At 72.2% G+C, this 21,026-nt stretch carries 23 protein-coding genes and 2 tRNA genes; 16 read left to right on the top strand and 9 right to left on the bottom strand.

Translation table 11 applies throughout. The features are described 5' to 3' along the window. Positions 1–35: 35 nt before the first annotated feature. Positions 36–290, bottom strand: coding sequence for a DUF6458 family protein (locus HDR73_RS07505; protein WP_041464501.1), 255 nt, complete (start codon positions 288–290; stop codon positions 36–38). A 105-nt stretch (positions 291–395) separates the two neighbouring features. On the opposite strand from HDR73_RS07505, the gene HDR73_RS07500 reads away from it, so the two are divergent. The 8 genes from HDR73_RS07500 to HDR73_RS07465 all read left to right on the top strand — a co-directional run bounded on the left by HDR73_RS07500 (position 396) and on the right by HDR73_RS07465 (position 8,050). Beyond that, positions 396–1,463, top strand: coding sequence for a 3-isopropylmalate dehydrogenase (locus HDR73_RS07500; RefSeq protein WP_012298802.1), 1,068 nt, complete (start codon positions 396–398; stop codon positions 1,461–1,463). Between the two features lie 8 nt (positions 1,464–1,471). Further along, positions 1,472–2,641, top strand: a complete 1,170-nt coding sequence (locus tag HDR73_RS07495; RefSeq protein ID WP_012298803.1) for a branched-chain amino acid aminotransferase — start codon at positions 1,472–1,474, stop codon at positions 2,639–2,641. 57 nt (positions 2,642–2,698) lie between these two features. After that, positions 2,699–3,472: a fumarylacetoacetate hydrolase family protein gene (locus HDR73_RS07490; RefSeq protein ID WP_012298804.1), complete on the top strand. Its 774-nt coding sequence runs from the start codon at positions 2,699–2,701 to the stop codon at positions 3,470–3,472. Between the two features lie 2 nt (positions 3,473–3,474). Continuing rightward, positions 3,475–4,248, top strand: coding sequence for a hypothetical protein (locus tag HDR73_RS07485; RefSeq protein ID WP_012298805.1), 774 nt, complete (start codon positions 3,475–3,477; stop codon positions 4,246–4,248). Between the two features lie 13 nt (positions 4,249–4,261). Continuing rightward, positions 4,262–5,782 (top strand): glutamate--tRNA ligase, encoded by a 1,521-nt coding sequence (gltX, locus tag HDR73_RS07480; protein ID WP_012298806.1) that lies wholly within the window; start codon positions 4,262–4,264, stop codon positions 5,780–5,782. Next, positions 5,775–6,740, top strand: a complete 966-nt coding sequence (locus HDR73_RS07475; RefSeq protein WP_223842754.1) for an NAD(P)/FAD-dependent oxidoreductase — start codon at positions 5,775–5,777, stop codon at positions 6,738–6,740. The genes gltX and HDR73_RS07475 overlap by 8 nt, the downstream gene beginning before the upstream one ends. A 90-nt stretch (positions 6,741–6,830) precedes the next feature. Continuing rightward, positions 6,831–6,902: transfer RNA gene (locus tag HDR73_RS07470), tRNA-Gln, on the top strand. A gap of 521 nt (positions 6,903–7,423) precedes the next feature. Then, positions 7,424–8,050: a hypothetical protein gene (locus tag HDR73_RS07465; RefSeq protein ID WP_041464502.1), complete on the top strand. Its 627-nt coding sequence runs from the start codon at positions 7,424–7,426 to the stop codon at positions 8,048–8,050. A gap of 72 nt (positions 8,051–8,122) precedes the next feature. On the opposite strand, the gene HDR73_RS07460 is transcribed toward HDR73_RS07465, so the two are convergent. Both HDR73_RS07460 and HDR73_RS07455 read right to left on the bottom strand, forming a co-directional pair. Continuing rightward, the gene (locus tag HDR73_RS07460; RefSeq protein ID WP_012298810.1) at positions 8,123–9,133 is read right to left on the bottom strand and encodes an aldo/keto reductase family protein; all 1,011 of its coding nucleotides are present in this window, start codon (positions 9,131–9,133) and stop codon (positions 8,123–8,125) included. A gap of 54 nt (positions 9,134–9,187) precedes the next feature. Then, positions 9,188–9,802 carry a TetR/AcrR family transcriptional regulator gene (locus HDR73_RS07455; RefSeq protein ID WP_287136299.1) on the bottom strand — a complete coding sequence of 205 codons (615 nt, stop codon included), beginning with the start codon at positions 9,800–9,802 and terminating at the stop codon, positions 9,188–9,190. Positions 9,803–9,857: 55 nt separating this feature from the next. Between HDR73_RS07455 and HDR73_RS07450 the strand changes: the two genes are divergently transcribed. After that, on the top strand, positions 9,858–10,655 hold the full coding sequence (locus HDR73_RS07450; protein ID WP_012298812.1) for an SDR family NAD(P)-dependent oxidoreductase: 798 nt from the start codon (positions 9,858–9,860) through the stop codon (positions 10,653–10,655). 68 nt (positions 10,656–10,723) lie between these two features. Here the strand turns inward: HDR73_RS07450 and HDR73_RS07445 are convergent, their stop codons facing one another. From HDR73_RS07445 to HDR73_RS07435, 3 genes are all read right to left on the bottom strand, one after another. Continuing rightward, positions 10,724–11,827, bottom strand: a complete 1,104-nt coding sequence (locus tag HDR73_RS07445; RefSeq protein WP_012298813.1) for a TerC family protein — start codon at positions 11,825–11,827, stop codon at positions 10,724–10,726. A gap of 228 nt (positions 11,828–12,055) precedes the next feature. Then, positions 12,056–12,475, bottom strand: coding sequence for a DUF3592 domain-containing protein (locus HDR73_RS07440; protein WP_041464933.1), 420 nt, complete (start codon positions 12,473–12,475; stop codon positions 12,056–12,058). Between the two features lie 36 nt (positions 12,476–12,511). Then, complete coding sequence (locus HDR73_RS07435; RefSeq protein WP_041464503.1) at positions 12,512–13,150, bottom strand: MBL fold metallo-hydrolase; 639 nt, start codon at positions 13,148–13,150, stop codon at positions 12,512–12,514. A 179-nt stretch (positions 13,151–13,329) separates the two neighbouring features. Between HDR73_RS07435 and HDR73_RS07430 the strand changes: the two genes are divergently transcribed. The 4 genes from HDR73_RS07430 to HDR73_RS07415 all read left to right on the top strand — a co-directional run bounded on the left by HDR73_RS07430 (position 13,330) and on the right by HDR73_RS07415 (position 15,761). Then, a tRNA-Glu gene (locus HDR73_RS07430) sits at positions 13,330–13,405 on the top strand. 193 nt (positions 13,406–13,598) lie between these two features. Beyond that, positions 13,599–14,321 carry a Type 1 glutamine amidotransferase-like domain-containing protein gene (locus HDR73_RS07425; protein WP_041464504.1) on the top strand — a complete coding sequence of 241 codons (723 nt, stop codon included), beginning with the start codon at positions 13,599–13,601 and terminating at the stop codon, positions 14,319–14,321. 10 nt (positions 14,322–14,331) lie between these two features. Beyond that, a complete protein-coding gene (locus HDR73_RS07420) occupies positions 14,332–15,018 on the top strand; it encodes a uracil-DNA glycosylase (protein ID WP_012298817.1) in 687 nt (228 codons plus the stop codon). Positions 15,019–15,071: 53 nt separating this feature from the next. Beyond that, positions 15,072–15,761 carry a GNAT family N-acetyltransferase gene (locus HDR73_RS07415; RefSeq protein ID WP_012298818.1) on the top strand — a complete coding sequence of 230 codons (690 nt, stop codon included), beginning with the start codon at positions 15,072–15,074 and terminating at the stop codon, positions 15,759–15,761. On the opposite strand, the gene HDR73_RS07410 is transcribed toward HDR73_RS07415, so the two are convergent. After that, the gene (locus HDR73_RS07410; protein WP_086935895.1) at positions 15,643–16,782 is read right to left on the bottom strand and encodes a CPBP family intramembrane glutamic endopeptidase; all 1,140 of its coding nucleotides are present in this window, start codon (positions 16,780–16,782) and stop codon (positions 15,643–15,645) included. The genes HDR73_RS07415 and HDR73_RS07410 overlap by 119 nt on opposite strands. Before the next feature lie 141 nt (positions 16,783–16,923). On the opposite strand from HDR73_RS07410, the gene HDR73_RS07405 reads away from it, so the two are divergent. Both HDR73_RS07405 and HDR73_RS07400 read left to right on the top strand, forming a co-directional pair. Continuing rightward, positions 16,924–17,145: a hypothetical protein gene (locus tag HDR73_RS07405; RefSeq protein ID WP_049791904.1), complete on the top strand. Its 222-nt coding sequence runs from the start codon at positions 16,924–16,926 to the stop codon at positions 17,143–17,145. Continuing rightward, on the top strand, positions 17,142–18,140 hold the full coding sequence (locus tag HDR73_RS07400) for an NAD-dependent epimerase/dehydratase family protein (protein WP_012298820.1): 999 nt from the start codon (positions 17,142–17,144) through the stop codon (positions 18,138–18,140). Before HDR73_RS07405 ends, HDR73_RS07400 begins: the two co-directional genes overlap by 4 nt. Positions 18,141–18,211: 71 nt before the next feature. Here HDR73_RS07400 and hxlA read toward each other — a convergent pair whose 3' ends face one another. Then, the gene (gene hxlA / locus HDR73_RS07395; protein ID WP_041464505.1) at positions 18,212–18,835 is read right to left on the bottom strand and encodes a 3-hexulose-6-phosphate synthase; all 624 of its coding nucleotides are present in this window, start codon (positions 18,833–18,835) and stop codon (positions 18,212–18,214) included. A 53-nt stretch (positions 18,836–18,888) separates the two neighbouring features. Continuing rightward, complete coding sequence (hxlB, locus tag HDR73_RS07390; RefSeq protein ID WP_012298822.1) at positions 18,889–19,500, bottom strand: 6-phospho-3-hexuloisomerase; 612 nt, start codon at positions 19,498–19,500, stop codon at positions 18,889–18,891. Positions 19,501–19,619: 119 nt separating this feature from the next. Here hxlB and HDR73_RS07385 point away from each other — a divergent pair, with 119 nt between their 5' ends. Further along, a complete protein-coding gene (locus HDR73_RS07385) occupies positions 19,620–20,930 on the top strand; it encodes a LuxR C-terminal-related transcriptional regulator (RefSeq protein ID WP_049791905.1) in 1,311 nt (436 codons plus the stop codon). Positions 20,931–21,026: the final 96 nt, after the last annotated feature.

Genomic DNA, 21,026 nt, shown 5'->3' with positions numbered 1-21,026 from the left:
GCTCGCGGCACGCGGCAGCGCGTCCGGGGAGCCGATCAGATGAGGTTGTCGTCCGACCGCTCGCGGCGCGTGACTCGCTGGCCGGTGGCGGGGTCGATGCTGGTGCGCGTCTCGCTGACGGCCGTGCGGCGGCGGGCGAGGAGCGCGACGCCGATGATGATCACCAGTGCGCCGCTGCCCATGAGGATGTAGCCGACGAGCTGCAGGTCGACGCCCGGGACGGTGATGTCGACCGCGAAGGCGAGGATCGCCCGCAGGACGACGAGGAAGATGCCGAGTCCGATGCTCATGGTGGTGTCCTTCTGTCGTGCGGTCGGGGTCGGCACAGCCTAGCGAGCGGGGCCAGTCGACGGACAGGTAGCCTGTCCGGAAAGCCACGAGTCCCGGGAGGATCCATGCCCCGCACCATCTCGCTCGCCGTCGTCCCCGGGGACGGCATCGGTCCGGAGGTCGTCCACGAGGCCCTCCGCGTGCTCCGGGAGGCGGTCCCCGCGGACGTGTCGCTCGACACCACGCAGTACCCGTTCGGCGCCGGCCACTTCCTCGAGACGGGGCAGATCCTCACCGACTCCGACCTCGCGGCGCTCGCGCAGCACGACGCGATCCTGCTCGGCGCCGTCGGCGGCGACCCCCGCGACGCGCGCCTGGCCGGCGGCATCATCGAGCGCGGCCTGCTGCTCAAGCTGCGCTTCGCGTTCGACCACTACATCAACCTGCGGCCGACGGCCCTGCTGCCCGGCGTGGCATCGCCGCTCGCCGCGCCCGGCCAGGTCGACTTCGTGGTCGTCCGCGAGGGCACCGAGGGCCCGTACGCGGGCAACGGCGGCGTGCTGCGTCGCGGCACCGAGCACGAGATCGCGACCGAGGTGTCCGTCAACACGGCGCACGGCGTGGAGCGCACCGTGCGGTTCGCGTTCGAGCTGGCCGAGAAGCGCGACCGCAAGCGCGTCACCCTCGTGCACAAGACCAACGTGCTGACCTTCGCGGGATCCCTCTGGCAGCGCACCGTCGACCGCGTCGCCGCCGAGCACCCGGACGTCACGGTCGACTACCTGCACGTCGACGCCACGATGATCTTCCTGGTCACCGACCCGTCGCGCTTCGACGTCATCGTGTCCGACAACCTCTTCGGCGACATCATCACCGATCTCGCCGCGGCCATCTCGGGCGGCATCGGCCTCGCGGCGTCGGGCAACGTGAACCCGACCGGCGCGTTCCCGAGCATGTTCGAGCCGGTGCACGGATCCGCGCCCGACATCGCCGGGCAGCAGAAGGCCGACCCGACCGCCGCGATCCTCTCGGTCGCGCTCCTGCTCGACCACCTGGGCCTCTCGGAGGCCGCGGCGCGCGTCTCGGCGGCGGTCTCTGACGACCTCGCCGCGCGTGCCACGGGCGACGCGGCACCCCGATCCACCGCGGAGGTCGGCGACGCCATCCTCCGCGCCCTCTCCACGAACCACTGAAGGACCACATGAGCTCCACCAGCAGCACAGCCTCCACCAGCAGCACAGCCTCCACCAGCGGCACAGCCTCCACCAGCAGCACCGGCACCGCCTTCCCCCTGTCCTTCGAGCAGACCCCGTCGGAGAGCGCCCGCGCCGACGCCGAGCGGGAGGCGATCCTCGCGGACCCCGGCTTCGGCAAGCACTTCACGGACCACATGGTCCAGATCGACTGGACCCTCGACGCCGGCTGGCACGACGCCCGCGTCGTCCCGTACGGGCCGCTCCAGCTGGATCCCGCCGCGAGCGTGCTGCACTACGGCCAGGAGATCTTCGAGGGGATGAAGGCGTACCGCCACGCCGACGGATCCGTGTGGACCTTCCGCCCCGACCGCAACGCCGCCCGCCTCCAGCGCTCGGCCCGCCGCCTCGCGCTGCCGGAGCTGCCCACCGAGGACTTCGTCGAGTCGGTGACGCAGCTCGTCCGAGCCGACATCGACTGGGTGCCGTCGGCCGCCGAGCAGAGCCTCTACCTCCGCCCGTTCATGATCGCCAACGAGAGCTTCCTCGGCGTGCGCGCCGCCCAGCGCGTGGGCTACTACGTCATCGCGAGCCCGGCGGGCGCCTACTTCACGGGCGGCGTCGCGCCCGTCTCGATCTGGCTCTCCACGCAGTACTCCCGTGCGGGCAAGGGCGGCACGGGCGCGGCCAAGTGCGGCGGCAACTACGCCGCCTCGCTCCTCCCGCAGGCCGAGGCCGCGTCGCACGGCTGCGCGCAGGTGCTCTTCCTCGACTCCGAGGAGGGCCGCTACCTCGAGGAGCTCGGCGGGATGAACATCGTCCTGGTCTACGAGGACGGCCGTCTCGTCACGCCGGACTCGGAGAGCATCCTCGAGGGCATCACGCGCGACTCCATCCTCGAGCTGGCGCGCGACCGCGGCCTGACGGTCGAGAAGCGGCGCGTCACGTTGGCCGAGTGGGCCGACGGCATCGAGTCCGGCGAGATCACCGAGGTGTTCGCGTGCGGCACCGCGGCCGTCATCACGCCCATCGGCCGCCTGATGGGCGATGACCTCGACGTGGGCGACATCGACGCGCCGGCGGGCGAGCTCACGATGTCGCTGCGCCAGGAGCTGACCGACATCCAGTACGGCCGGATCCCGGACCGCCACGGCTGGCTCACGCGTCTCGACGCGTAGCGCGCGTCGGCCCGTGCCGGCGGCCGCGCGCCGCCGGCACGGCTAGGGTCGTGTCTCGTGAAGATCGCGCGTTTCAGCACCGGTGACGACCCCCGCTTCGGCATCCTCGACGAGGAGGAGGGCCACCTGGTCGTCCTCTCCGGCGACCCCATGTTCAGCGGCTACCAGACCACGGGGGAGCGCGTGCCGCTCGCCGACGCCCGCCTGCTCGCGCCGGTGATCCCGCGCTCGAAGGTCGTCGCCGTCGGCCGCAACTACGCCGCGCACGCGGCCGAGCACGGCAGCGAGGCGCCGACCACGCCGCTCATCTTCCTGAAGCCGAACACCTCGGTCATCGGCCCGGACGACGCGATCCGCCTCCCCGCCGACAGCGAGCGGGTCGAGCACGAGGGCGAGCTCGCGGTCGTCATCGGGCGGATCACGCGCGACGTGTCCGTGGAGGACGCAGCGCGCTCGATCTTCGGCTTCACCATCGGCAACGACGTGACCGCCCGCGACATCCAGCACTCCGAGAGCCAGTGGGCCCGCGCCAAGGGGTACGACACGTTCTGCCCGCTCGGCCCGGTCATCGAGACCGAGGGCTCGTTCGAGGACGCGCTCATCGAGACGCGCGTCGACGGCGAGCTCCGCCAGTCGGGCCGCACGAGCGAGATGGTGCACACCGTCCCCGAGCTCATCGCGTTCGCGTCGCGCGTCTGGACCCTGCTGCCCGGCGACGTGATCCTCACGGGCACGCCCGCGGGCGTCGGCCCGTTCACCGACGGCCAAGTCGTCGAGGTGTCGATCGAGGGGATCGGCACGCTCTCCAACCCCGCGCGCGCCCGCGCCTGACCGTGATCCGCACCGGCCGTGCGGCGCGCCTCGCGCTGGCGGCCGCGGCGGTCGCGCTGCTCTCGGGCTGCGTCTACGACGTGTCGGACTACGGGCTCGAGACGCCGGATGCATCCGCGCCGCCCTCCGCGGCCCTGACCCCGTCGCCCACCCCGGGTGCCGCGGAGCTCGGGCTGCCGGCCGGATGCACGCCCGCCGACCTCTCCATCGACTGGGCTGAGCCCGCGGCCGGCCCGGTTGACGAGCTGCTCGCCGTGCGGGTGATGACCGTGCGGATCCCGAGCGCGGGGGAGCAGCCCGGACTCGGCTCCACGACGCAGCGCGTGACGCGCGTCGACACCGCGCTGCGCCCGGCCCTCCGCCTGGAGCTCGACAAGCGGGACGGGTCCGCGACCCCGGTCGCCGACAGCCTCGCCCCGCCGGACACCTGGGCCGCCTTCCTTGCCGCGGACCTCCGCGACCGCGACCTCGTGGGGCCGCTGTTCGGGTGGCCGCTGCAGATCACCTCGTTCGATCCCGTGCTCGACCGAGCGGCCCGCTACGTGATCGGGTACCTCGGCTCCGCCCAGTCCGCGCACGTGACGGTCACGGGCTGCGACGGCGCCTTCCGCGGATCCGGCACGCTCGAGGGCCTCGACCCGACGCGCTACGCCGGCGCCGTCCTCCTCGAGTGCGGCGTCCCGCCCGGCGACCAGTACGACCGGTGGGACCTGCTGGAGCCGTACTGCGCTGACGGCCAGCCGGGGACCGCGGGCCAGGCCACGCCCGCGCCCTAGAATCGGATCCAGGATGACTGAGACAACCGCGCACCCCGTGACCACCGCTACCGGGACGGACGTCCGCGTCCGGTTCTGCCCGTCCCCGACCGGGACGCCGCACGTGGGGCTCATCCGCACGGCGCTCTTCAACTGGGCCTACGCCCGCCACACCGGCGGCAAGCTGGTCTTCCGCGTCGAGGACACCGATGCCGCGCGCGACAGCGAGGAGAGCTACGAGCAGCTCATCGAGGCGCTGCGCTGGCTCGAGATCGACTGGGACGAGGGCGAGGGCGTCGGCGGGCCGCACGCGCCGTACCGCCAGTCGCAGCGCACCGACCTCTACCTCGATGTGATCGCCAAGCTCACCGCATCCGGCCACCTGTACGAGAGCTTCGCGACGGCCGAGGAGATCGAGGCGCGCAACCGCGCCGCCGGCCGCGACCCGAAGATGGGCTACGACAACTTCGAGCGCGACCTCACGGAGGAGGAGCGCCAGGCGTTCCGCGACGAGGGCCGTTCGCCCGCACTCCGCCTCCGCGTGCCGGACACCGACCTCTCGTTCGACGACCTCGTGCGCGGCACGGTCACGTTCCCGGCCGGATCCTTCCCCGACTTCGTGCTCGTGCGCCCCAACGGCGCCCCGCTCTACACGCTCGTGAACCCGGTGGACGACGCGCTCATGGGGATCACCCACGTGCTCCGCGGCGAGGACCTCCTCTCCTCGACGCCGCGGCAGATCGCGCTGTACCACGCGCTCATCGACATCGGCGTGGCCGACGCCATCCCGCGCTTCGGGCACCTGCCCTACGTGATGGGGGAGGGCAACAAGAAGCTCTCCAAGCGCGACCCCGAGTCGAACCTGTTCCACCACCGCGACCGCGGCTTCATCCCCGAGGGCCTCATCAACTACCTGGCGCTGCTCGGCTGGTCGCTCACGCACGACCGGGACGTGTTCAGCCGGATGGAGATGGTCACCGCGTTCGATGTCGCCGACGTGAACCCGAACCCCGCGCGCTTCGACCTGAAGAAGGCCGAGTCTCTGAACGGCGACCACATCCGCCTGCTCGCGCTCGACGACTTCGCCCAGCGCCTCGTGCCGTACCTGCAGGCCGCGGATGTCGTCGGCGCCGAGCTCACGCACGACCAGCGGCGGATGCTCGAGGCGGCCGCGCCGCTCGTCCAGGAGCGCATGCAGCTCCTCGGCGAGGCGCCCGACCTGCTGTCCTTCCTCTTCACGACGGCGGATGAGCTGCCCTACGACGACGCGGCCGTCCAGGCGCTCAAGGACGACGCCCCCGAGGTGCTCGCCGCCTCCCGTGGCGCGCTCTCCGGGGTCCCGCACACGCAGTGGGACATCGACCTCGTGCAGGAGGTGCTGCAGAACACGCTCATCACCGGCATGGGCATGAAGCCGCGCCTCGCCTACGGCCCGCTGCGGGTCGGCATCTCCGGTCGCCGCATCTCGCCGCCGCTGTTCGAGTCGATGGTGCTGCTCGGCAAGGACGAGACCATCGCGCGTCTCGATCGCCTCGCGGGGATGCTCGGTGAGTGATCCCGGGGTCGGCTCGGATGCCGGCGCCGGCTCCATCGTGACCGGCGACTCGTACGACGTCGTCGTCATCGGCGCGGGTCCTGCCGGCCTGTCCGCCGCGCTGAACCTGGTGCGCGCCCGACGCCGCACGCTCGTGCTCGACAGCAGCCGGCCGCGGAACGCCGCGACCCTCATGTCGCACGGCTTCGTCACGCGCGACGGGATCTCCCCACTCGAGCTCCGCAAGCTCGGCCAGGTCGAGGTGGAGTCATACGACGAGGGCGAGTTCCAGCTGGCCGTCGTGCAGTCGGCGGAGCCCGCCGAGGGCGGCTTCACGATCCGCGCCAAGGGCGTGCGCCGTGCGCCGGACCGCGAGGTGCACGCGCGCCGCATCCTCATCGCCACCGGCCTCGTGGAGACGCTGCCCGACCTGCCGAGCATCCGCGCCTACTACGGCACCGCCGTGCACAGCTGCATGGAGTGCGACGGCTACGAGAAGGCCGACGAGCCGCTGTTCCTCATCGGCGAGACCGACGACCTCGTGGAGCGCGCCCTGCTGCTCTCGCAGTGGTCGCGCGACATCGTTGTGTTCACGAACGGCGTCGCGCACATCGACGAGGCGGGGGAGCGCGGACTCGCGTCCCTCGGCATCCGCGTCGACCGCCGACCCGTGGCCGACATCGAGGGCGAGCGCGCGGTCGTCACCGGCATCCGGATGCAGGACGGCTCCGTCGTCCCGCGCACCGGCGGCTTCGTGCGCCCGCGCTACTCGACCGCGCTCGACTTCCTCGCAGGGCTCGACCTCGACACGGACCACGACGGCCACATCGCCGTCGACGCCGAGGGCCGCACCTCCCACGCGGGCGTCTACGCGGCGGGCGACAGCTCGCAGCCGGGCCCGCAGCAGCTGATCATCGCGGCCGGCTTCGGCGCGCGGGCGGCCAGCGCGATCAACCGCGACCTGCTGCCGCGCATCTGAGGGGCGGCCGGCCCGCCGGGCGCGCGCCGGTTTGGCGTGGATCCGGCCGGTGGGCTACACTCGACGAGGCCCGATCGCGCATCGGGGCCTTGGGGTATGGTGTAATTGGCAACACGGAAGATTCTGATTCTTTTGTTCTTGGTTCGAGTCCAGGTACCCCAGCACTGAGATAGCAAAAAATAAAAAGCCCGGATATCCGGGTCTTTCTTATTTGTGACTTGCTGCGCGCGCGCCTCTCGATCATCTCGCATCAGCTAGTGTGATTCCCATGGCTCTGGCATCTGGCAGCACCGAGCAAGACGTGCCCACGCGACCTGTCGTGGAGTCTCTTCGCGAGATATCGGTTTTCAGCTTCGTGGCCTGTATGTTCACCGGGGCGATGATCGGTTTGGTGGATTCTGGTAACGGCGCGCAGCAGTTTGCGGCTTACGTCGCAAGATGCGCAGAGATCGGAGCGGTGGTCATCAACCACGTGGGATGGGAGTTCGGCGTCATCGTTCCTGTGCTTCTGGGCTTCTATGTCCTGATCCTCGGGGGTCGATGGGTCATGGGTCATGAGTCGCACAGCCGGCGTCCGGCGGAATCTGAGCTTGGCCGCCGAGATGCTTGCCGCTTCTATTGTGCCCGCATTCGTTCTCACTCTTGTGGCTGCATTTTCCGATGTCCGGCGAGTAGGCGCTCTGGTGGCTGAGGTTCCCGCGGTAACGCTCACCATCTTTCTTGCGGCTCAGCTCGGGTGCTTCCTGGCCTTCGACGAAGACGAGAAGTTGGCCGCCGCCAAGCGCATTCGGACCTGGGGTCGGCACAGGTTGGCGGCTGTCCGGCGTCGATCTGAAGTACCTGTCGCGATGGTCGTGGTGACGAACTCGGTGGTCGGGATGGCGTTGGCCACTTGCCTCTACTCCGTCACCGGTGGTCCCTTGGCGACCATTCCAGCCGCGGTGCTCTTGGCGGCATGCGGCGCCGCGCTCGGTGTCTTTGCGGGGTTCCACGTCGTGAGAGATCGATACAGGGCCAAGACTGCATTCGAGCGCGCCAGCGTCTACATCTTGTCGGCCATGGCCGTGATAGTCGTGATCACCCTAGGCGCCTTCATGCTCGGCAACTACGCGGCCAGCGGCGCGGCCAGCCTAGTATCCTCGTTTGCGTTCATGTTGGCCTCCGCCTTCCTGCCGCTGGGGAAGTCCTCGCCGCCTTGGATCAGGAATTGGACTCTGCGCGGCGCTGCTGCCCGGTCCGCAGCGGTCTATCTCTCCAAGAGGTATGCGAAAGCGGTCGCGGAAATGACGGAGTTGACGAAGGCGGGTTGAGGCGCCTCGTGACGACGGCCCCGCTCGAGCAGATGCTCGAGCGGGGCCGTCGTCGTATTCAGGTGCTGCGGATCAGGCGAGTCGCCCCTTCGGCGAGCTCTCGCTCGTCTTCGACGGGTCCTTCTCGACGATGTCGCCGAGGGCGTCGTCGATGCGGGTGAGGAGCTCCGCGGGGATCTTCATGCCCGACGCCTTGACGTTCTCGTGCACCTGCTCGGGACGCGAGGCGCCGATGATCGCCGACGCGACGTTCTCGTTCTGGAGCACCCATGCGACGGCGAGCTGAGCGAGCGACAGGTCGAGCTCGTCGGCGACCGGCTGGAGGGCCTGCACGCGGGTGAGCGTGTCGTCGTTCATGAAGCGGGAGATCATGTCGGCGCCGCCCTTGTCGTCCGTGGCGCGGGATCCGGCGGGCAGGTCCTGGCCGGGCTTGTACTTGCCGGTGAGGACGCCCTGCGCGATGGGGGACCAGACGATCTGCGAGATGCCGAGCTCGGCGGACGTGGGGACGACCTCCTCCTCGATGACGCGCCAGAGGGCCGAGTACTGCGGCTGGTTCGAGATCAGCTGGAAGCCGAGCTCGCGGGAGAGGCCGTGCGCCTCGCGGAGCTGCGCGGGGGTCCACTCGCTCACGCCGATGTAGAGCGCCTTGCCCTGGCGGACGACGTCGGCGAAGGCCTGCATCGTCTCCTCGAGCGGCGTCTCGTAGTCGAAGCGGTGCGCCTGGTAGAGGTCGATGTAGTCGGTCTGGAGGCGCTGGAGCGACGCGTGGACGGAGTCCATGATGTGCTTGCGCGAGAGCCCCACGTCGTTGTGGCCCTTGGGTCCGGTGGGGCCGAAGACCTTGGTGAAGATCTCGATCGAGGCACGTCGCTCGTCCTTGAGCGCCTCGCCGAGCACGGTCTCCGCCTTGGTGTTGGCGTACACGTCCGCGGTGTCGAAGGTGGTGATCCCCGCCTCGAGCGCAGCCTTCACGCACGCGGTCGCGGTGTCGTTCTCGACCTGCGATCCGTGGGTGAGCCAGTTGCCGTAGGTGATCTCGGAGATCTTGAAGCCGGAGTTGCCGAGGTATCTGAATTCCATGGTCCGACCGTACGCCGGGCACCTCCGCGGGCCCGCACGAAAGTGTGCGACGGGTCAGGCGGTGGGGGAGCGGATGACGTGCAGGGGTGCGAGCGCGGTGTCGAGCGCCGCCTCCAGCGGCCAGGCCGAGCGCTCCGGCTGGCTGAGCACCAGGCCTCCCTGGATCGCCGCGAGGATCACGGTCGCGATGCGCTCGGGATCCGCCGTCGCGGCGACGAGCCCCGCCTCGCGCATGCGCTCCACCCCGCGCGCGAGGAACGCGCGCCATGCGCGCATGGACGCGGCGATCGTGCGCTCGAGCTCGGCGTCGACGGCCGCGGCCTGCGTGGCGAGCGACCCGATGGGGCACGCCCACCGCCCGCGGCCGATGTAGTAGTCCACGAGTCCCGTGCGCCACGCCTCCCACGAGTCCCAGGAGCCCAGGTCGTGGATGTGCGGCTCCTGCGCCTCCATCAGCTGGCGGCCCTCCCACTCGGCGACCTCGCGCACGAGCTCGATCTTGCCGCCGGGGAAGTAGTGGAACAGCTGGCTCTTGCTCGTCAGCGTCGCGGCGCGCACGTCGTCGAGGGTCGTGCCGCCGAGGCCGGTGGCCAGGATCTGCTCGCCCGTGGCCTCGATGATCCGCTGGCGGGTGCGGCGCCCGCGCTCGGTGATCCTCGGCTCGGCCATGCCTCGATCCTACCCTTGTGGACCGGATGGTCCAGCGCGTGCTATCAATTGGACCATGCAGTCCAACGCAGAAGTCCTCCAGTCCCTCGTCCTCGACACCCGGCTCGCCGGCCGCACGGCCGTCGTCACCGGATCCACCAGCGGCATCGGCGAGGCCGTCGCCCGCGTGCTCGCCTCCTCCGGCGCCGAGGTCGTCGTCAGCGGCCGCGACGTCGAACGCGCCCGCGCCGTGGTCGCCGCCATCACCGCGACGGGCGGCACCGCCCATGCGGTGCCGGCCGACCTCGCGGGCGGCTACGACGGCATCCGGGCGTTCGCCCGCGACGCGACGGCGGCCCTCGGCGGGCGCGTCGACATCCTCGTGAACAACACGGGTGTCTACCCGGTGGGCGCGACCGCCGGCCTCGCCGACGACGACCTCGACGCGATCCTCGCCGTCAACGTCCGCGCGCCGCACGTGCTCGTCGCCGAGCTCGCGCCCGCCATGGCCTCACGCGGCACGGGCGCGATCGTGAACGTCGGCTCGTGGATGTCCCGTGTGGGCATCCCGTTCGGCGCGGCGTACACGGCGTCGAAGGCCGCGATCGAGCAGATGACGCGCACATGGGCGGCGGAGTACGGGCCGCGCGGCGTGCACGTCAACACGGTGGCGCCCGGCGCGACCTCGACGCCGGGGAACGCGGCCGACGCGGACGCGGTCGCCGCGATGGCCGCGAGCACCGTCGTCGGTGTGCCCGTGCGCCCGGTCGACATCGCCTTCGCCGTCCGCTACCTCGTGTCCGACGAGGCGGCGTTCATCCACGGCGCGCTGCTCGACGTCGACGGCGGCATCGGCGGCACCCGACTCGGCTGACCGCGCGGCACGCGCGACGACGCCCGCCCCCGGATCCGGGAGCGGGCGTCGTGGTCGTGCGGGGAGGGCTAGCGGCGCGGTGCGTCCGCATCCGCGTCGCGGCTCACGTCGACGCTGCGGCCGGAGCCGCGCGCCGCGTCGTCGTCCGCGCCGGCCGGGGCCTTCTCGCCCGCGACGGCCGTGGCCGAGTCGGTGCCCTCGACGGCGCTCGCGTCGCGCTTCGTCTTCGCGAGGCTCGCGACGGTCGCCACCGTGATGGTGAGGAGGATGAACGACAGCGAGAACCAGATCGGGATCTCGGGCGCCCAGAGCATCGGCTCGCCGCCGTTGATGAAGGGCACCTCGTTGACGTGCATGGCGTGCAGCACGAGCTTCACGGCGATGAAGCCGAGGATGACCGCGAGGCCCTGCGAGAGGTAGATCAGGCGCTCGAGGAGGCCCGAGATCAGGAAGTAGAGCTGGCGGAGGCCGAGCAGCGCGAAGGCGTTGGCGGTGAAGACGATGTACGCCTCCTGTGTCAGGCCGAAGATCGCGGGGATGGAGTCGAGCGCGAACAGCACGTCGGTGAGGCCGATGGCGAGCATCACCAGGAACATCGGCGTGAAGAGCTTCTTGCCGTCGACGCGGGTCGTCAGCTTGTCGCCGTCGTAGTGGTCCGAGGTGGGGATGAAACGGCGGAGCGTGCGGATGAGCTTCGAGTCGGACTCGTCCGCGTCGTGCGTCTCCTTCATCTGCTTGTAGGCCATGACGAGCAGCAGCGCGCCGAAGAGGTAGAAGACCCAGGAGAAGTTGTCGATGATCGCGGAGCCCATCGCGATGAAGATGCCGCGCATGACGAGCGCTATCGCGATGCCGACGAGCAGCACCTTCTGCTGGAAGGCCCGCGGCACGGCGAAGCTCGACATGATGATGAGGAAGACGAAGAGGTTGTCGACGCTCAGCGCCTTCTCCGTCACGTAGCCGGCGAAGTACTCGCCGCCGAAGGTCCAGTTCGAGAAGACGCCGACGCCGACGCCGAAGACGAGCGCGATGACGATGTAGACGACCGACCAGGTCGCGGACTCCTTCAGCGTCGGCTCGTGCGCCTTCCGCACGTGCGCGAAGAAGTCGAAGACCAGCAGGCCGAGGACGGCTGCGACGGTCGCGGCCCAGAGCCAGAAGGGGACATCCATTGGGGGTTCTCCAGTACTCGGACCTCGACGGGTCCGGTGGGGTACTGAAGGTCTCCTCCACCCCGCGAGCTGTGACTCGCGGAACCGGCCGTACGGGTCGGAGTGGTCCGACCGTATTGACGACACGACCGCCGGATGGGAGTACTCCCCTTCGGGACACGAGTGTATACGCCCGCATGGAGCGCTCCGGACCACCACGGCGGATGCCCAGCTGGGCGGCTGCCGCCGCTACTCGAGGAAGAGCAGGACGATGCCGGCGACGGCCGCGAGCGCGCCGATGCCGATGAGCACGAGGCCGGTCACGCGGAGCGCCCGGCCGTCGAGCTCGGGCGCGTGCGTGCGGACGCGCCATGGGGAGCGCGGCGAGAACCAGACGCGCACGTCGGATCCGGCGGCGAGGTCGTGGGTCTCCGGGGTGTCGGCCGGAGCCTCGTGCACGTCGCCGTCGCCGTCGAACCAGCGGAGGACCCGCTCGGGTGCTGCGCCGTCCTCGCGCGCGGGCTCGTCCGCGACGAGGCCCTCGGTCGCCGTCCAGCGCCGGCCGACGACGCGCACGGAGAGGCCGGCGACGTAGAGCAGGATCCCGGGGACGAGCGCGATCCACGTGAGGAACTCGACGATGAGCGACGCCGCGGCGAGACCGTCCATGCCGTCCACCCGTCCGCTCGTCGAGCCCGAACGGGCCTAGAGGTCGATGCTATCGCCGGGCTCGAGGGCGTGGAACTCGCCGCCGCCCTGCTCCGTCGCCCACTGCAGGCGCCCGTTCGAGATGCCCTTGCCGGCCGCGGAGAGCACCATCTCGTGCGTGGGGAACGCACGGCGCGGCTTCACGGCGAGGACGTAGTCGATGGACTCGCTGATCTTCATCCAGGGCGCGCCCGCGGGTGCGGCGAGCAGGTCGACGTCCACGCCCTCGGGGATCGTGAAGGAGTCGCCCGCGTAGTAGAGGGTCTCGTTGACGAGGACGCCGAGGTTGTCGACCACGGGGATCGAGTCGTGGATGACCGCGTGGGTGCCGCCGAAGAAGCGCAGCGTGAAGGGGCCGGCCTCGACGGTGTCGCCGGCGTGCACGACCGTGACGTCGAAGTCGCCGGCCGCAGCCGCGACGCCCTCGGGTGCGTAGATGGGCACGCCCTCGTTCCTGTCGAGGATCCGCTTCAGCTGCTCGGGCGTCCAGTGGTCCGGGTGCTCGTGCGTGATGACGATGGCGTCGGCGTTCATCGCCTCCGTGATGGGGGTGGTGAAGGAGCCCGGGTCGATGAAGAGCTTGCGCCCGTTCAGTTCCAGGACCAGGGCCGCGTGCTCGAGCTTCGTCAATCGCATGAGAGGAGCCAACACCGTCCAGGCGGCAGGGGCAAACCGAGCGCGGGGGCATCGGTGGGCGCCGGTCGGGGGCGCGCGACCGGCCGCGGGACGGCCTCGGATCGGGCGGATCCGGCCCGGTCGGGGCTCGATTTGGTCGGGCTGTGCGCGCTGTGGCATACTCGACGAGTTGCAAAAGCGGCCCCATCGTTTAGCGGCCTAGGACACCGCCCTCTCACGGCGGTAACACCGGTTCGAATCCGGTTGGGGTCACCAACGCATCACCAGCCCGGTCCCTCCTCGCGGAGGGCCCGGGCTTCTTCTTTCCCCGGGCGCCTCGGTGGCCCTGCCCCGGGCGCCTCGGTCGCCCCTCCCCGGGCGCCTCGGTCGCCCTGCCCGGGGCGCCTCGGCTCCTGTGCCGGGTGCCCGGCGGACCTCGGCGCACGGCCGGGCCCTGTACCGTCGAGGGGTGAGTGTGCACCTGGTCGGAGGCGGCCTGTCGGATGACGACACCCCCCTCCTCGCGCGGTTCCTGTCCGAGGCGACGACGAGGGCGACCGATGCCGCCCGGCTGGAGCCGGCCCGCATCGCCGTGGTCCTCGTCCACGACGGCCTGGGCGCCGAGTGGTTCGACCAGTACGCCGCCGCGCTCCGTGCCGCGGGCGCGTGCGAGCCGGTCGCCGTGCTGGCCCCCGAGGGCGGATCCATCGAGGTCGCGCAGCTGCAGGACGTGGACGGCATCGTCGTCGGCGGGGGCCTGACTCCCGCGTACCGCCAGGCGCTCGAGCCGGTGTTCGGCGAGATCCGCCGCCAGGTCACCGCCGGGGTCCCGTACCTCGGCTTCTCCGCGGGCGCCGCGGTCGCCGCCGAGACCGCCATCGTCGGCGGCTGGCGCATCGGCGACGTCGAGGTCGTGCAGGAGTCCGCGAGCGAGGACCTCGACGAGGTCACCGTGGAGCAGGGCATCGGCCTCATCGACGTCGCGGTCGACGTGCACGCCGCCCAGTGGGGCACCCTCACCCGGCTCATCGCGGCCACCGAGGCCGGGCTCGTCGAGGGCGGCGTCGCCATCGACGAGGGCACCGTGCTCATCGTGGGCGAGGGCCAGCTGGTCGTCGAGGGGCGCGGCAGCGTCTGGTCGGTCATCGGCTCGGAGACGGGCGTCACCGTCAGCTCCGCCGGTGCGTCCTGATCCGCCGCCCGTGCCGCTGACCCTGCCCGAGCTCGTCGAGCGCGGCCTCATGGACGCCGGCTGGGCCGGCGTGCTCGCGCCCGTCGCCGAGACGATCGCGCGGATGGGGGAGTGGCTGCGCGCCGAGGTCGCCGCCGGCCGCCCCTACCTCCCCGCGGGCGACCGCGTGCTGCGCGCGTTCCAGCAGCCGCTCGCCGACGTGCGCGTGCTCATCGTCGGGCAGGACCCGTACCCCACGCCCGGCCACCCCGTCGGCCTGTCGTTCTCCGTCGAGCCCGATGTGCGTCCCGTGCCCCGGAGCCTCGTCAACATCCACCGCGAGCTGCGGGACGACCTCGGGATCCCGACGCCCGAGCACGGCGACCTCACCGCGTGGACCCGCAGCGGCGTGCTGCTGCTCAACCGGGTGCTCACGGTGCGGCCGGGCGCGCCCGCCTCCCACCGCGGCAAGGGATGGGAGGCCGTGACCGAGTGCGCCATCCGCGGGCTGGCGGCGCGCGGCGGACCGCTCGTCGCGATCCTCTGGGGCAAGGACGCGGGATCCCTCGCGCCGCTGCTCGCCCCCGTGCCGTCGATCACCTCGGTGCACCCGAGCCCGCTGTCGGCGTCGCGCGGGTTCTTCGGCTCGAAGCCGTTCAGCCGGGCCGACGCGCTGCTCGCCGAGCAGGGCGCCGATCCCGTCGACTGGCGGCTCTGAGCGCGCACCGCATGATCGGTCCGCGCGCGCGGCCGTCCCCGTAGGATCGCGGCATGCTCGAGGAGGAATACCAGACCAGGCGCCGCCTGCCCGCCCACCTCCGGAAGCCCGCACCGCCGCTGCCCGTCTTCTCCTACGAGATCCGGCCGGCCGTCACGTCCGACCTCCCGGACATCCGCGAGATCTACAACCACTACGTCATGAACAGCACCGTCACCTTCGACGAGACGCGCATGACCCTCGCCCGGTGGCGCGGCCGGTTCGGGCAGCTCGAGCGGATGGGCATGCCGTTCCTCGTCGCCGTCTCGCCGTCGGGGCAGGTGCTCGGGTACGCGCTCGTCGAGCCCGTGGGCAACCGGCGGTCGTCCCGGACGACGGTCGAGGACTCGATCTACCTCGGCGCGGCGTCCACCGGCAAGGGGCTCGGGCGGGCGTTGCTCGTGGCACTCGTCGACGCATGCCGGGAGGCGCGGATCCGCGAGGTCATCGCGGTCATCGCGGACCAGGGCGCGGACGCCTCGATCCGGCTGCACGCGTCGCTCGGCTTCACGGAGAGCGGGCGGATGGGGCGCGTCGGCTGGAAGTTCGGCCGCTGGCTCGGCACCGTAACCATGCAGCTGACGCTCAAGCCGGCGGAGCGGCCGAGCCTGTGGGAGCGGACCAGGCGGCGAGCGACGCCTGGCGCTGCCGCTCCTCGGCCCACCACGCCCGCTCCCGCTCCCGCCGCTCCTCCTTCGCGGTGAGCGGGCGGGGCGCGACCGACTCCATCCGGTGACGGCGCGCCCACCAGCCGGTGAGGAGCGCGGATCCGAGCACGACGGCCATCGGCAGGAGCATGAACGGGCCGCCGGTGCCCGCGCTGCGGTCGAAGCTCTGCGACATCTGGCCGAGGATCACGGTGGGGATGAACAGGAGCGTGTTGTTGAGGGCGTGGATGAGGACGGGGGCCTCGAGGCCGCCCGTGAGCCGGGCCGAGATCGTGGCGGAGAGGCCGAACACGAAGTAGTAGGCGATGAGCCACGGGTCCTCCGCGAGGTGCGCGAGCGCGAAGAGGGAGCTGGAGACCACCGCGCCGACCACGAGGGCGATGGAGGTGCTGCGGAACCAGGATCCGACCGAGCGCTGGATGAGGCCCCGGAACCCGTACTCCTCGCCCGCCGCCTGCAGCGGGGTGGTGAGCAGCACGATCGCCAGGTACAGCATGACCTCGCCGTCGAACCGGACCTCGCCCGAGGGGTCGAGCGCGAACGTGACGCCGATGTAGACGAGGAAGACGGGCGCCATCACGGTCGCGACGCGGCCGAGCCAGCGCCAGCGGAAGCGGCCGGCGATGGAGGACATCGCGCCCATCCGCACGCCGAAGAGCCAGCGCTGCAGGAGCATCGAGACGGGGATCAGCGCGGCGAGCGACAGGTTCGTGGCGAGCAGGACGATGGGCGTCATGGTCGTGAGGGACGCCTCGTCGTGAGGGTCCATCCGGCCCGTGAGAATCTCGATGAGGATGGCGGCTCCGCCGAACACGAGGGACAGGCCGAGGAACGCGACGCCGAACAGGACGAGCGCCACGATGCCGCGCCACGGGCCGCCCGTGTCCCGGAGGCCGTGGTGGTAAGGGACGGGCGGGCGCTCGGGGAGAGGGGGCAGCTCGGGCGGGAGCGTGCCGGGCGTCCCGGCCGCAGGGGGAGCGCCGGGGTCGACGGGCGGCGCGACCGGCGGGCCGGGGTTCTCGGCGTGGTCGGGCGTGGTCGGCTCCTGTGCGCTCATGCCGCCACGGTACGCGGGGTGGTGGCGTGCGCGGATCCACCCGATGGCGGAGGGCGCGCGGCGGAGGGCGCGGCGGAGGGTCGACGGGACGCCGTCGTCGCCGTGCGTCCGCGTACGGTGGTCGGGACGAGAGGCGCACCCATGCAGCAGGACCAGCACGAGGACCAGGGGCACGACGAGGCCCGCGACGCCGACTTCGCGGAGAAGCGGCACGACCAGCTGACGACCGCGCCCAAGGCGGTGGAGTCGGATGCGGCGACGCGCATCGACGTGACCGAGCAGGAGGGCGGCGTGACGCGGATCGACGTCGCGGACACGGCGTCGGTGCGGCCCGGGAAGACGACGCCCGCGCGCGAGTCGTGAGCGACGCCGGCGTGGTCGCGGCCCCGCGCGACGTGCTCGTGCTCGGCGGCACCGCGTGGATCGGCCGCCTCATCGCGGAGCGTCTGGCGGCGCGCGGTGACCGGGTGACGTGCCTGGCGCGCGGCGCGGGCGGATCCGCGCCCGACCTCACGCGGTTCGTGGCGGCCGACCGCGACCTGCCCGACGCGTACGCCGCCGTCGCCGGCGCGGACTGGGACGAGGTCGTGGACCTCACGTCCTCCGCGGAGCACGCGCGCCAGGCTGTCGCGGCGCTCGCCGCCCGGGCCCGGCACTGGACGCTCGTCAGCACCGTGTCCGTCTACGCGTCCCACGAGGACCCGGGCGCCGACGAGACGGCGGCGCTGGTGGATCCGGTCGACCTCGAGGAGTACGGGCAGGCGAAGGTCGCGGCCGAGCGCGCGGTGACCGCGGCGCTCGCCGGACGGCGGATGATCGTGCGCCCCGGCCTCATCACCGGACCCGGCGACGACAGCGACCGATTCGGCTACTGGCCCGCCCGGTTCGCGCTCGCGGGTGACGGACCCGTGCTCGTGCCCGACGCGACCGGCCGTCGATCCCAGGTGATCGACGCGCGCGACCTCGCCGACCTGGTCGTCGACGTCGGCGTGCGCGCGCTCGACGGCGTGGTCGACGCGGTGGGCGAGAGCGTGCCGCTGGCCGACGTGCTGGACCTCGCGGCGGAGGCGGCGGGATCCACGGGCGAGCGGGTGGCGGCGACCGACGCGCAGCTGGCCACGGCCGACGTGCGGCATTGGGCCGGCCCGCGCTCCCTGCCGCTGTGGCTGCCGAGCGAGGCGGCCGGGATGCTGGCGCGGAGCGACGCGGGGATCCGCGCCCTCGGCGTCGCGCGTCGTCCGCTCGCCGAGACGATGCGGGACGTGCTGGCCGACGAGCGGGAACGCGGGATCGACCGGGCCCGTGCATCCGGCCTCACGCGCGCCGAGGAGCTCCAGGTCCTGGCGACGCTCGGCTGAACGGCCCCGCGCACGAGCGCCGCGCCCCGTCCGAGGACGGGAGCGCGGCGCTCGGGGTCCACGCTGGTGGATCAGCGGATGGCGGCCCGCAGCTCGGCGGCGGCCGCGGCCGGGTCGTCGGCCGAGTAGATCGCGCCGCCCGCGACGGCGACCACGGCGCCCGCGGCCTGCACATCGGCGATGGTCGACGCCTTCACGCCGCCCGCGACGGAGAACGCCACGCCGGACGCCTTGCCGTCCTCGAGCAGGTTCCCGAACGTGTAGCCGTCCTCCGCCTGCTCGTCGAGGCCCGCGTGCATCTCCACGAACTCGGCACCGAGCTCGGTGACCTCCTTCGCGCGCTTGGCCTTGTCGGGGACGCCGATGAGGTCGACGACGATGCCCTTGCCGTGCTTCTTGGCCGCCTTCACGGCGCCCGCGATGGTGCTGTCGCCCGCGACGCCGAGGACGGTGACGAGGTCGGCGCCCGCGGAGAACGCGATGTCGGCCTCGAGCTCGCCGGCGTCCATCGTCTTGAGGTCGGCGAAGACGATCTTGTCGGGGTGCGCCTCCTTGATCGCGGTGATCGCGGAGAGGCCCTCGGCCTTGATGAGCGGGGTGCCCAGCTCGATGATGTCGACGTGCGGCGCGGCCTTGCCGGCCAGCTCGAGAGCGTCGGCGGTGGTGAGCACGTCCATGGCTACCTGGAGCTTCATGTGGTTCCTCTTCCTGTCGTGATGCGTGGTGGTGGGGATCGGGTGACCGTCGGTCACTCGAGGTTGGCGTGACGCGGCCACAGCTCGTCGGCCGAGAGGCCGGACGCCTGCCACAGCGCGTGGAATACCGCGTCGCCGACGAGCGCGACGGAGAGCTCGAAGAGCCCGCCCGCGTACTGCGCCGAGACCGTGCCGCCGTGGTCCTGCTTGGCGGCCGCGGGGATCAGCACGGTCACGTCCGCGAGGTCGGCGAGCGGGGAGTCGTCGGCCGTCGTGAGCGCGACGATCCGTGCGCCGACGTCGTGCGCGGTCTGCGCCGCCGCGACGATGCCGGCCGTGGTGCCGGATCCGCTCGCGACGAGGAGGACGTCGCCCTCCGCGATCGCGGGCGACGTGGCCTCGCCGACGACGTGGGCGTCGAGCCCCAGGTGCATGAACCGCATGGCGGTCATGCGGAGCGCCAGGCCGGAGCGGCCGGCGCCGAGGGCGAAGACGCGGCGGCCGTCGCGGATCACGCGCGCGGCCTCGTCGAGGCGCGCCGCGAGGTCCGGCTCGGCCAGCGCGCGCGCGACGCGGGCGTTCTCGTCGGCGATGAGCGTGAGGGCCGTGGCCACGTCGACGGGGGCGTCGCCGGTCGGGCGGGGGTCGGGCGTCGAGTTGGTCACCTGTCGAGGGTGCTCCCCGCGACCCGTCCGTGCCGCCCACCCGACGGGTGGATCCGCCTACCCGTTCGAGCAGGTCGCCGTCGCGCGGATGGCGGTTCGGGTGGGCGTACGGTGGCGTGATGCCGTCCCGGACCCACCCCGCCGATCCCGCCGCCCACTCCGCCGCCGACGCGGTCGCGCTCCTCGACGGGCTGCACGACGCGCTCGCCGCCCCGCTGCAGGAGGTGGCGGACGCCCTGTCCGGCCTGATGCAGCCCGTGGTCGCGCACCGCGCACTCGTCATCTTCACGGAGGACTGCACCGGCCGTCCGCGCAAGAAAGCGGGCGAGGCCGAGGTCGTCGAGAACGTGACCATCGCCGAGCTCGACCGGATCCTGGCGAGCCTCGCCGACGCGTCCGGCGACACCGCAGACGCCGGCTCCGCCTGGGCCGTCCAGCGCCCCGTCGGCGGCCGACCCCGCACGATCGCCGCGTGGCGCGCCGACACGGGCGCGCTCCTCGTGCTCGTGGATCCCGTCGCGGCGCACGACGACGTGCCCGCCGCCCGCGAGCTGGTGCGGGCGCTGTGGCGGAGCGTCGCCCACGGGATCCGGCAGCAGGTCGCGGCCGCACCGCCCGCCTACCTGGCGGAGGCGCGTGCCGTGTCCTCGGAGCGCGCCCGGATCGTGTCCGAGCTGGGCGACGCGCACGCCACCACTCTGGAGTCGCTCCTCGCCGTGCTGCGCTCCTCGCGCACGGGCGACGCGGCCGCCCGGCAGACCGCGGCCGACCTCGCGACCAACGCCATGGTCGAGCTGCGCGCCGCGAGCGACCGCGACCGCTCGCTCGGCGAGGAGCCCGTCGCGCGCGCGTTCGCCCGGCTCCGCGACGACCTCCGCCCGCTCGTGCGGTTCCGCGACCTCGACGTGCAGTTCGTGGAGCCGCCCGTGGAGGGGCGCGCGCTACCGGGCGAGGTCGCGCACGCGGGTCGGGCCATCGTGCGCGGCGCCGTGCTCGCGCTCGTGGAGCAGCCGGACGTGACGCGGGTGCGGATCCAGTGGGACTGCGACGGCAGCAACCTGCTCGTCGGGATCCGCGACGACGGCGCGGGCGCGACCACCGCCGACCTCGACGCGCTCCGCCGCCTCACCGACCGCGTCGCCGCGCTCGACGGCGAGCTCGACGTGACGGCGACGCCCGGCTGGGGATCCGAGATCGCCGTCCGCCTGCCGCTCGACGCGCCCGCCGCCGGCCTCGACGCCGCGGGGGAGGCCGGGCTCAGCGCGCGCGAGCGGGAGGTGCTCGCGCTCGTCGCCGGCGGATCCCGCAACCGCGCCATCGCGACCTCGCTCGGGATCAGCGAGAACACGGTGAAGTTCCACGTGGCGAACCTGCTGCGGAAGATGGGCGCGTCCACCCGCGCGGAGCTCGCGGGGCTCGTGCGCGGCTGAGGGCGTGCGACCGGGCTGCGAGCGGATCCGCGAGTTAACCGCACGGAAACCTCCGCTCCGTAAGGTATTGAGCACCGCCGCCCGCCCGAACGAGGA

This window comes from Clavibacter sp., from assembly GCF_014802555.1.
In the GTDB taxonomy this organism is placed as follows: domain Bacteria; phylum Actinomycetota; class Actinomycetes; order Actinomycetales; family Microbacteriaceae; genus Clavibacter; species Clavibacter sepedonicus.
This window is presented reverse-complemented; position numbering and strand designations above follow the sequence as displayed.

Bases quoted from the DNA above. Each gene is read 5' to 3' on its own strand.
- HDR73_RS07505 (WP_041464501.1), bottom strand. From the start codon at position 290: ATGAGCATCGGACTCGGCATCTTCCTCGTCGTCCTGCGGGCGATCCTC.
- HDR73_RS07500 (WP_012298802.1), top strand. From the start codon at position 396: ATGCCCCGCACCATCTCGCTCGCCGTCGTCCCCGGGGACGGCATCGGT.
- HDR73_RS07495 (WP_012298803.1), top strand. From the start codon at position 1,472: ATGAGCTCCACCAGCAGCACAGCCTCCACCAGCAGCACAGCCTCCACC.
- gltX (WP_012298806.1), top strand. From the start codon at position 4,262: ATGACTGAGACAACCGCGCACCCCGTGACCACCGCTACCGGGACGGAC.
- HDR73_RS07460 (WP_012298810.1), bottom strand. From the start codon at position 9,133: ATGGAATTCAGATACCTCGGCAACTCCGGCTTCAAGATCTCCGAGATC.
- HDR73_RS07455 (WP_287136299.1), bottom strand. From the start codon at position 9,802: ATGGCCGAGCCGAGGATCACCGAGCGCGGGCGCCGCACCCGCCAGCGG.
- HDR73_RS07450 (WP_012298812.1), top strand. From the start codon at position 9,858: ATGCAGTCCAACGCAGAAGTCCTCCAGTCCCTCGTCCTCGACACCCGG.
- HDR73_RS07445 (WP_012298813.1), bottom strand. From the start codon at position 11,827: ATGGATGTCCCCTTCTGGCTCTGGGCCGCGACCGTCGCAGCCGTCCTC.
- HDR73_RS07440 (WP_041464933.1), bottom strand. From the start codon at position 12,475: ATGGACGGTCTCGCCGCGGCGTCGCTCATCGTCGAGTTCCTCACGTGG.
- HDR73_RS07435 (WP_041464503.1), bottom strand. From the start codon at position 13,150: ATGCGATTGACGAAGCTCGAGCACGCGGCCCTGGTCCTGGAACTGAAC.
- HDR73_RS07415 (WP_012298818.1), top strand. From the start codon at position 15,072: ATGCTCGAGGAGGAATACCAGACCAGGCGCCGCCTGCCCGCCCACCTC.
- HDR73_RS07410 (WP_086935895.1), bottom strand. From the start codon at position 16,782: ATGAGCGCACAGGAGCCGACCACGCCCGACCACGCCGAGAACCCCGGC.
- HDR73_RS07405 (WP_049791904.1), top strand. From the start codon at position 16,924: ATGCAGCAGGACCAGCACGAGGACCAGGGGCACGACGAGGCCCGCGAC.
- hxlA (WP_041464505.1), bottom strand. From the start codon at position 18,835: ATGAAGCTCCAGGTAGCCATGGACGTGCTCACCACCGCCGACGCTCTC.
- HDR73_RS07385 (WP_049791905.1), top strand. From the start codon at position 19,620: ATGCCGTCCCGGACCCACCCCGCCGATCCCGCCGCCCACTCCGCCGCC.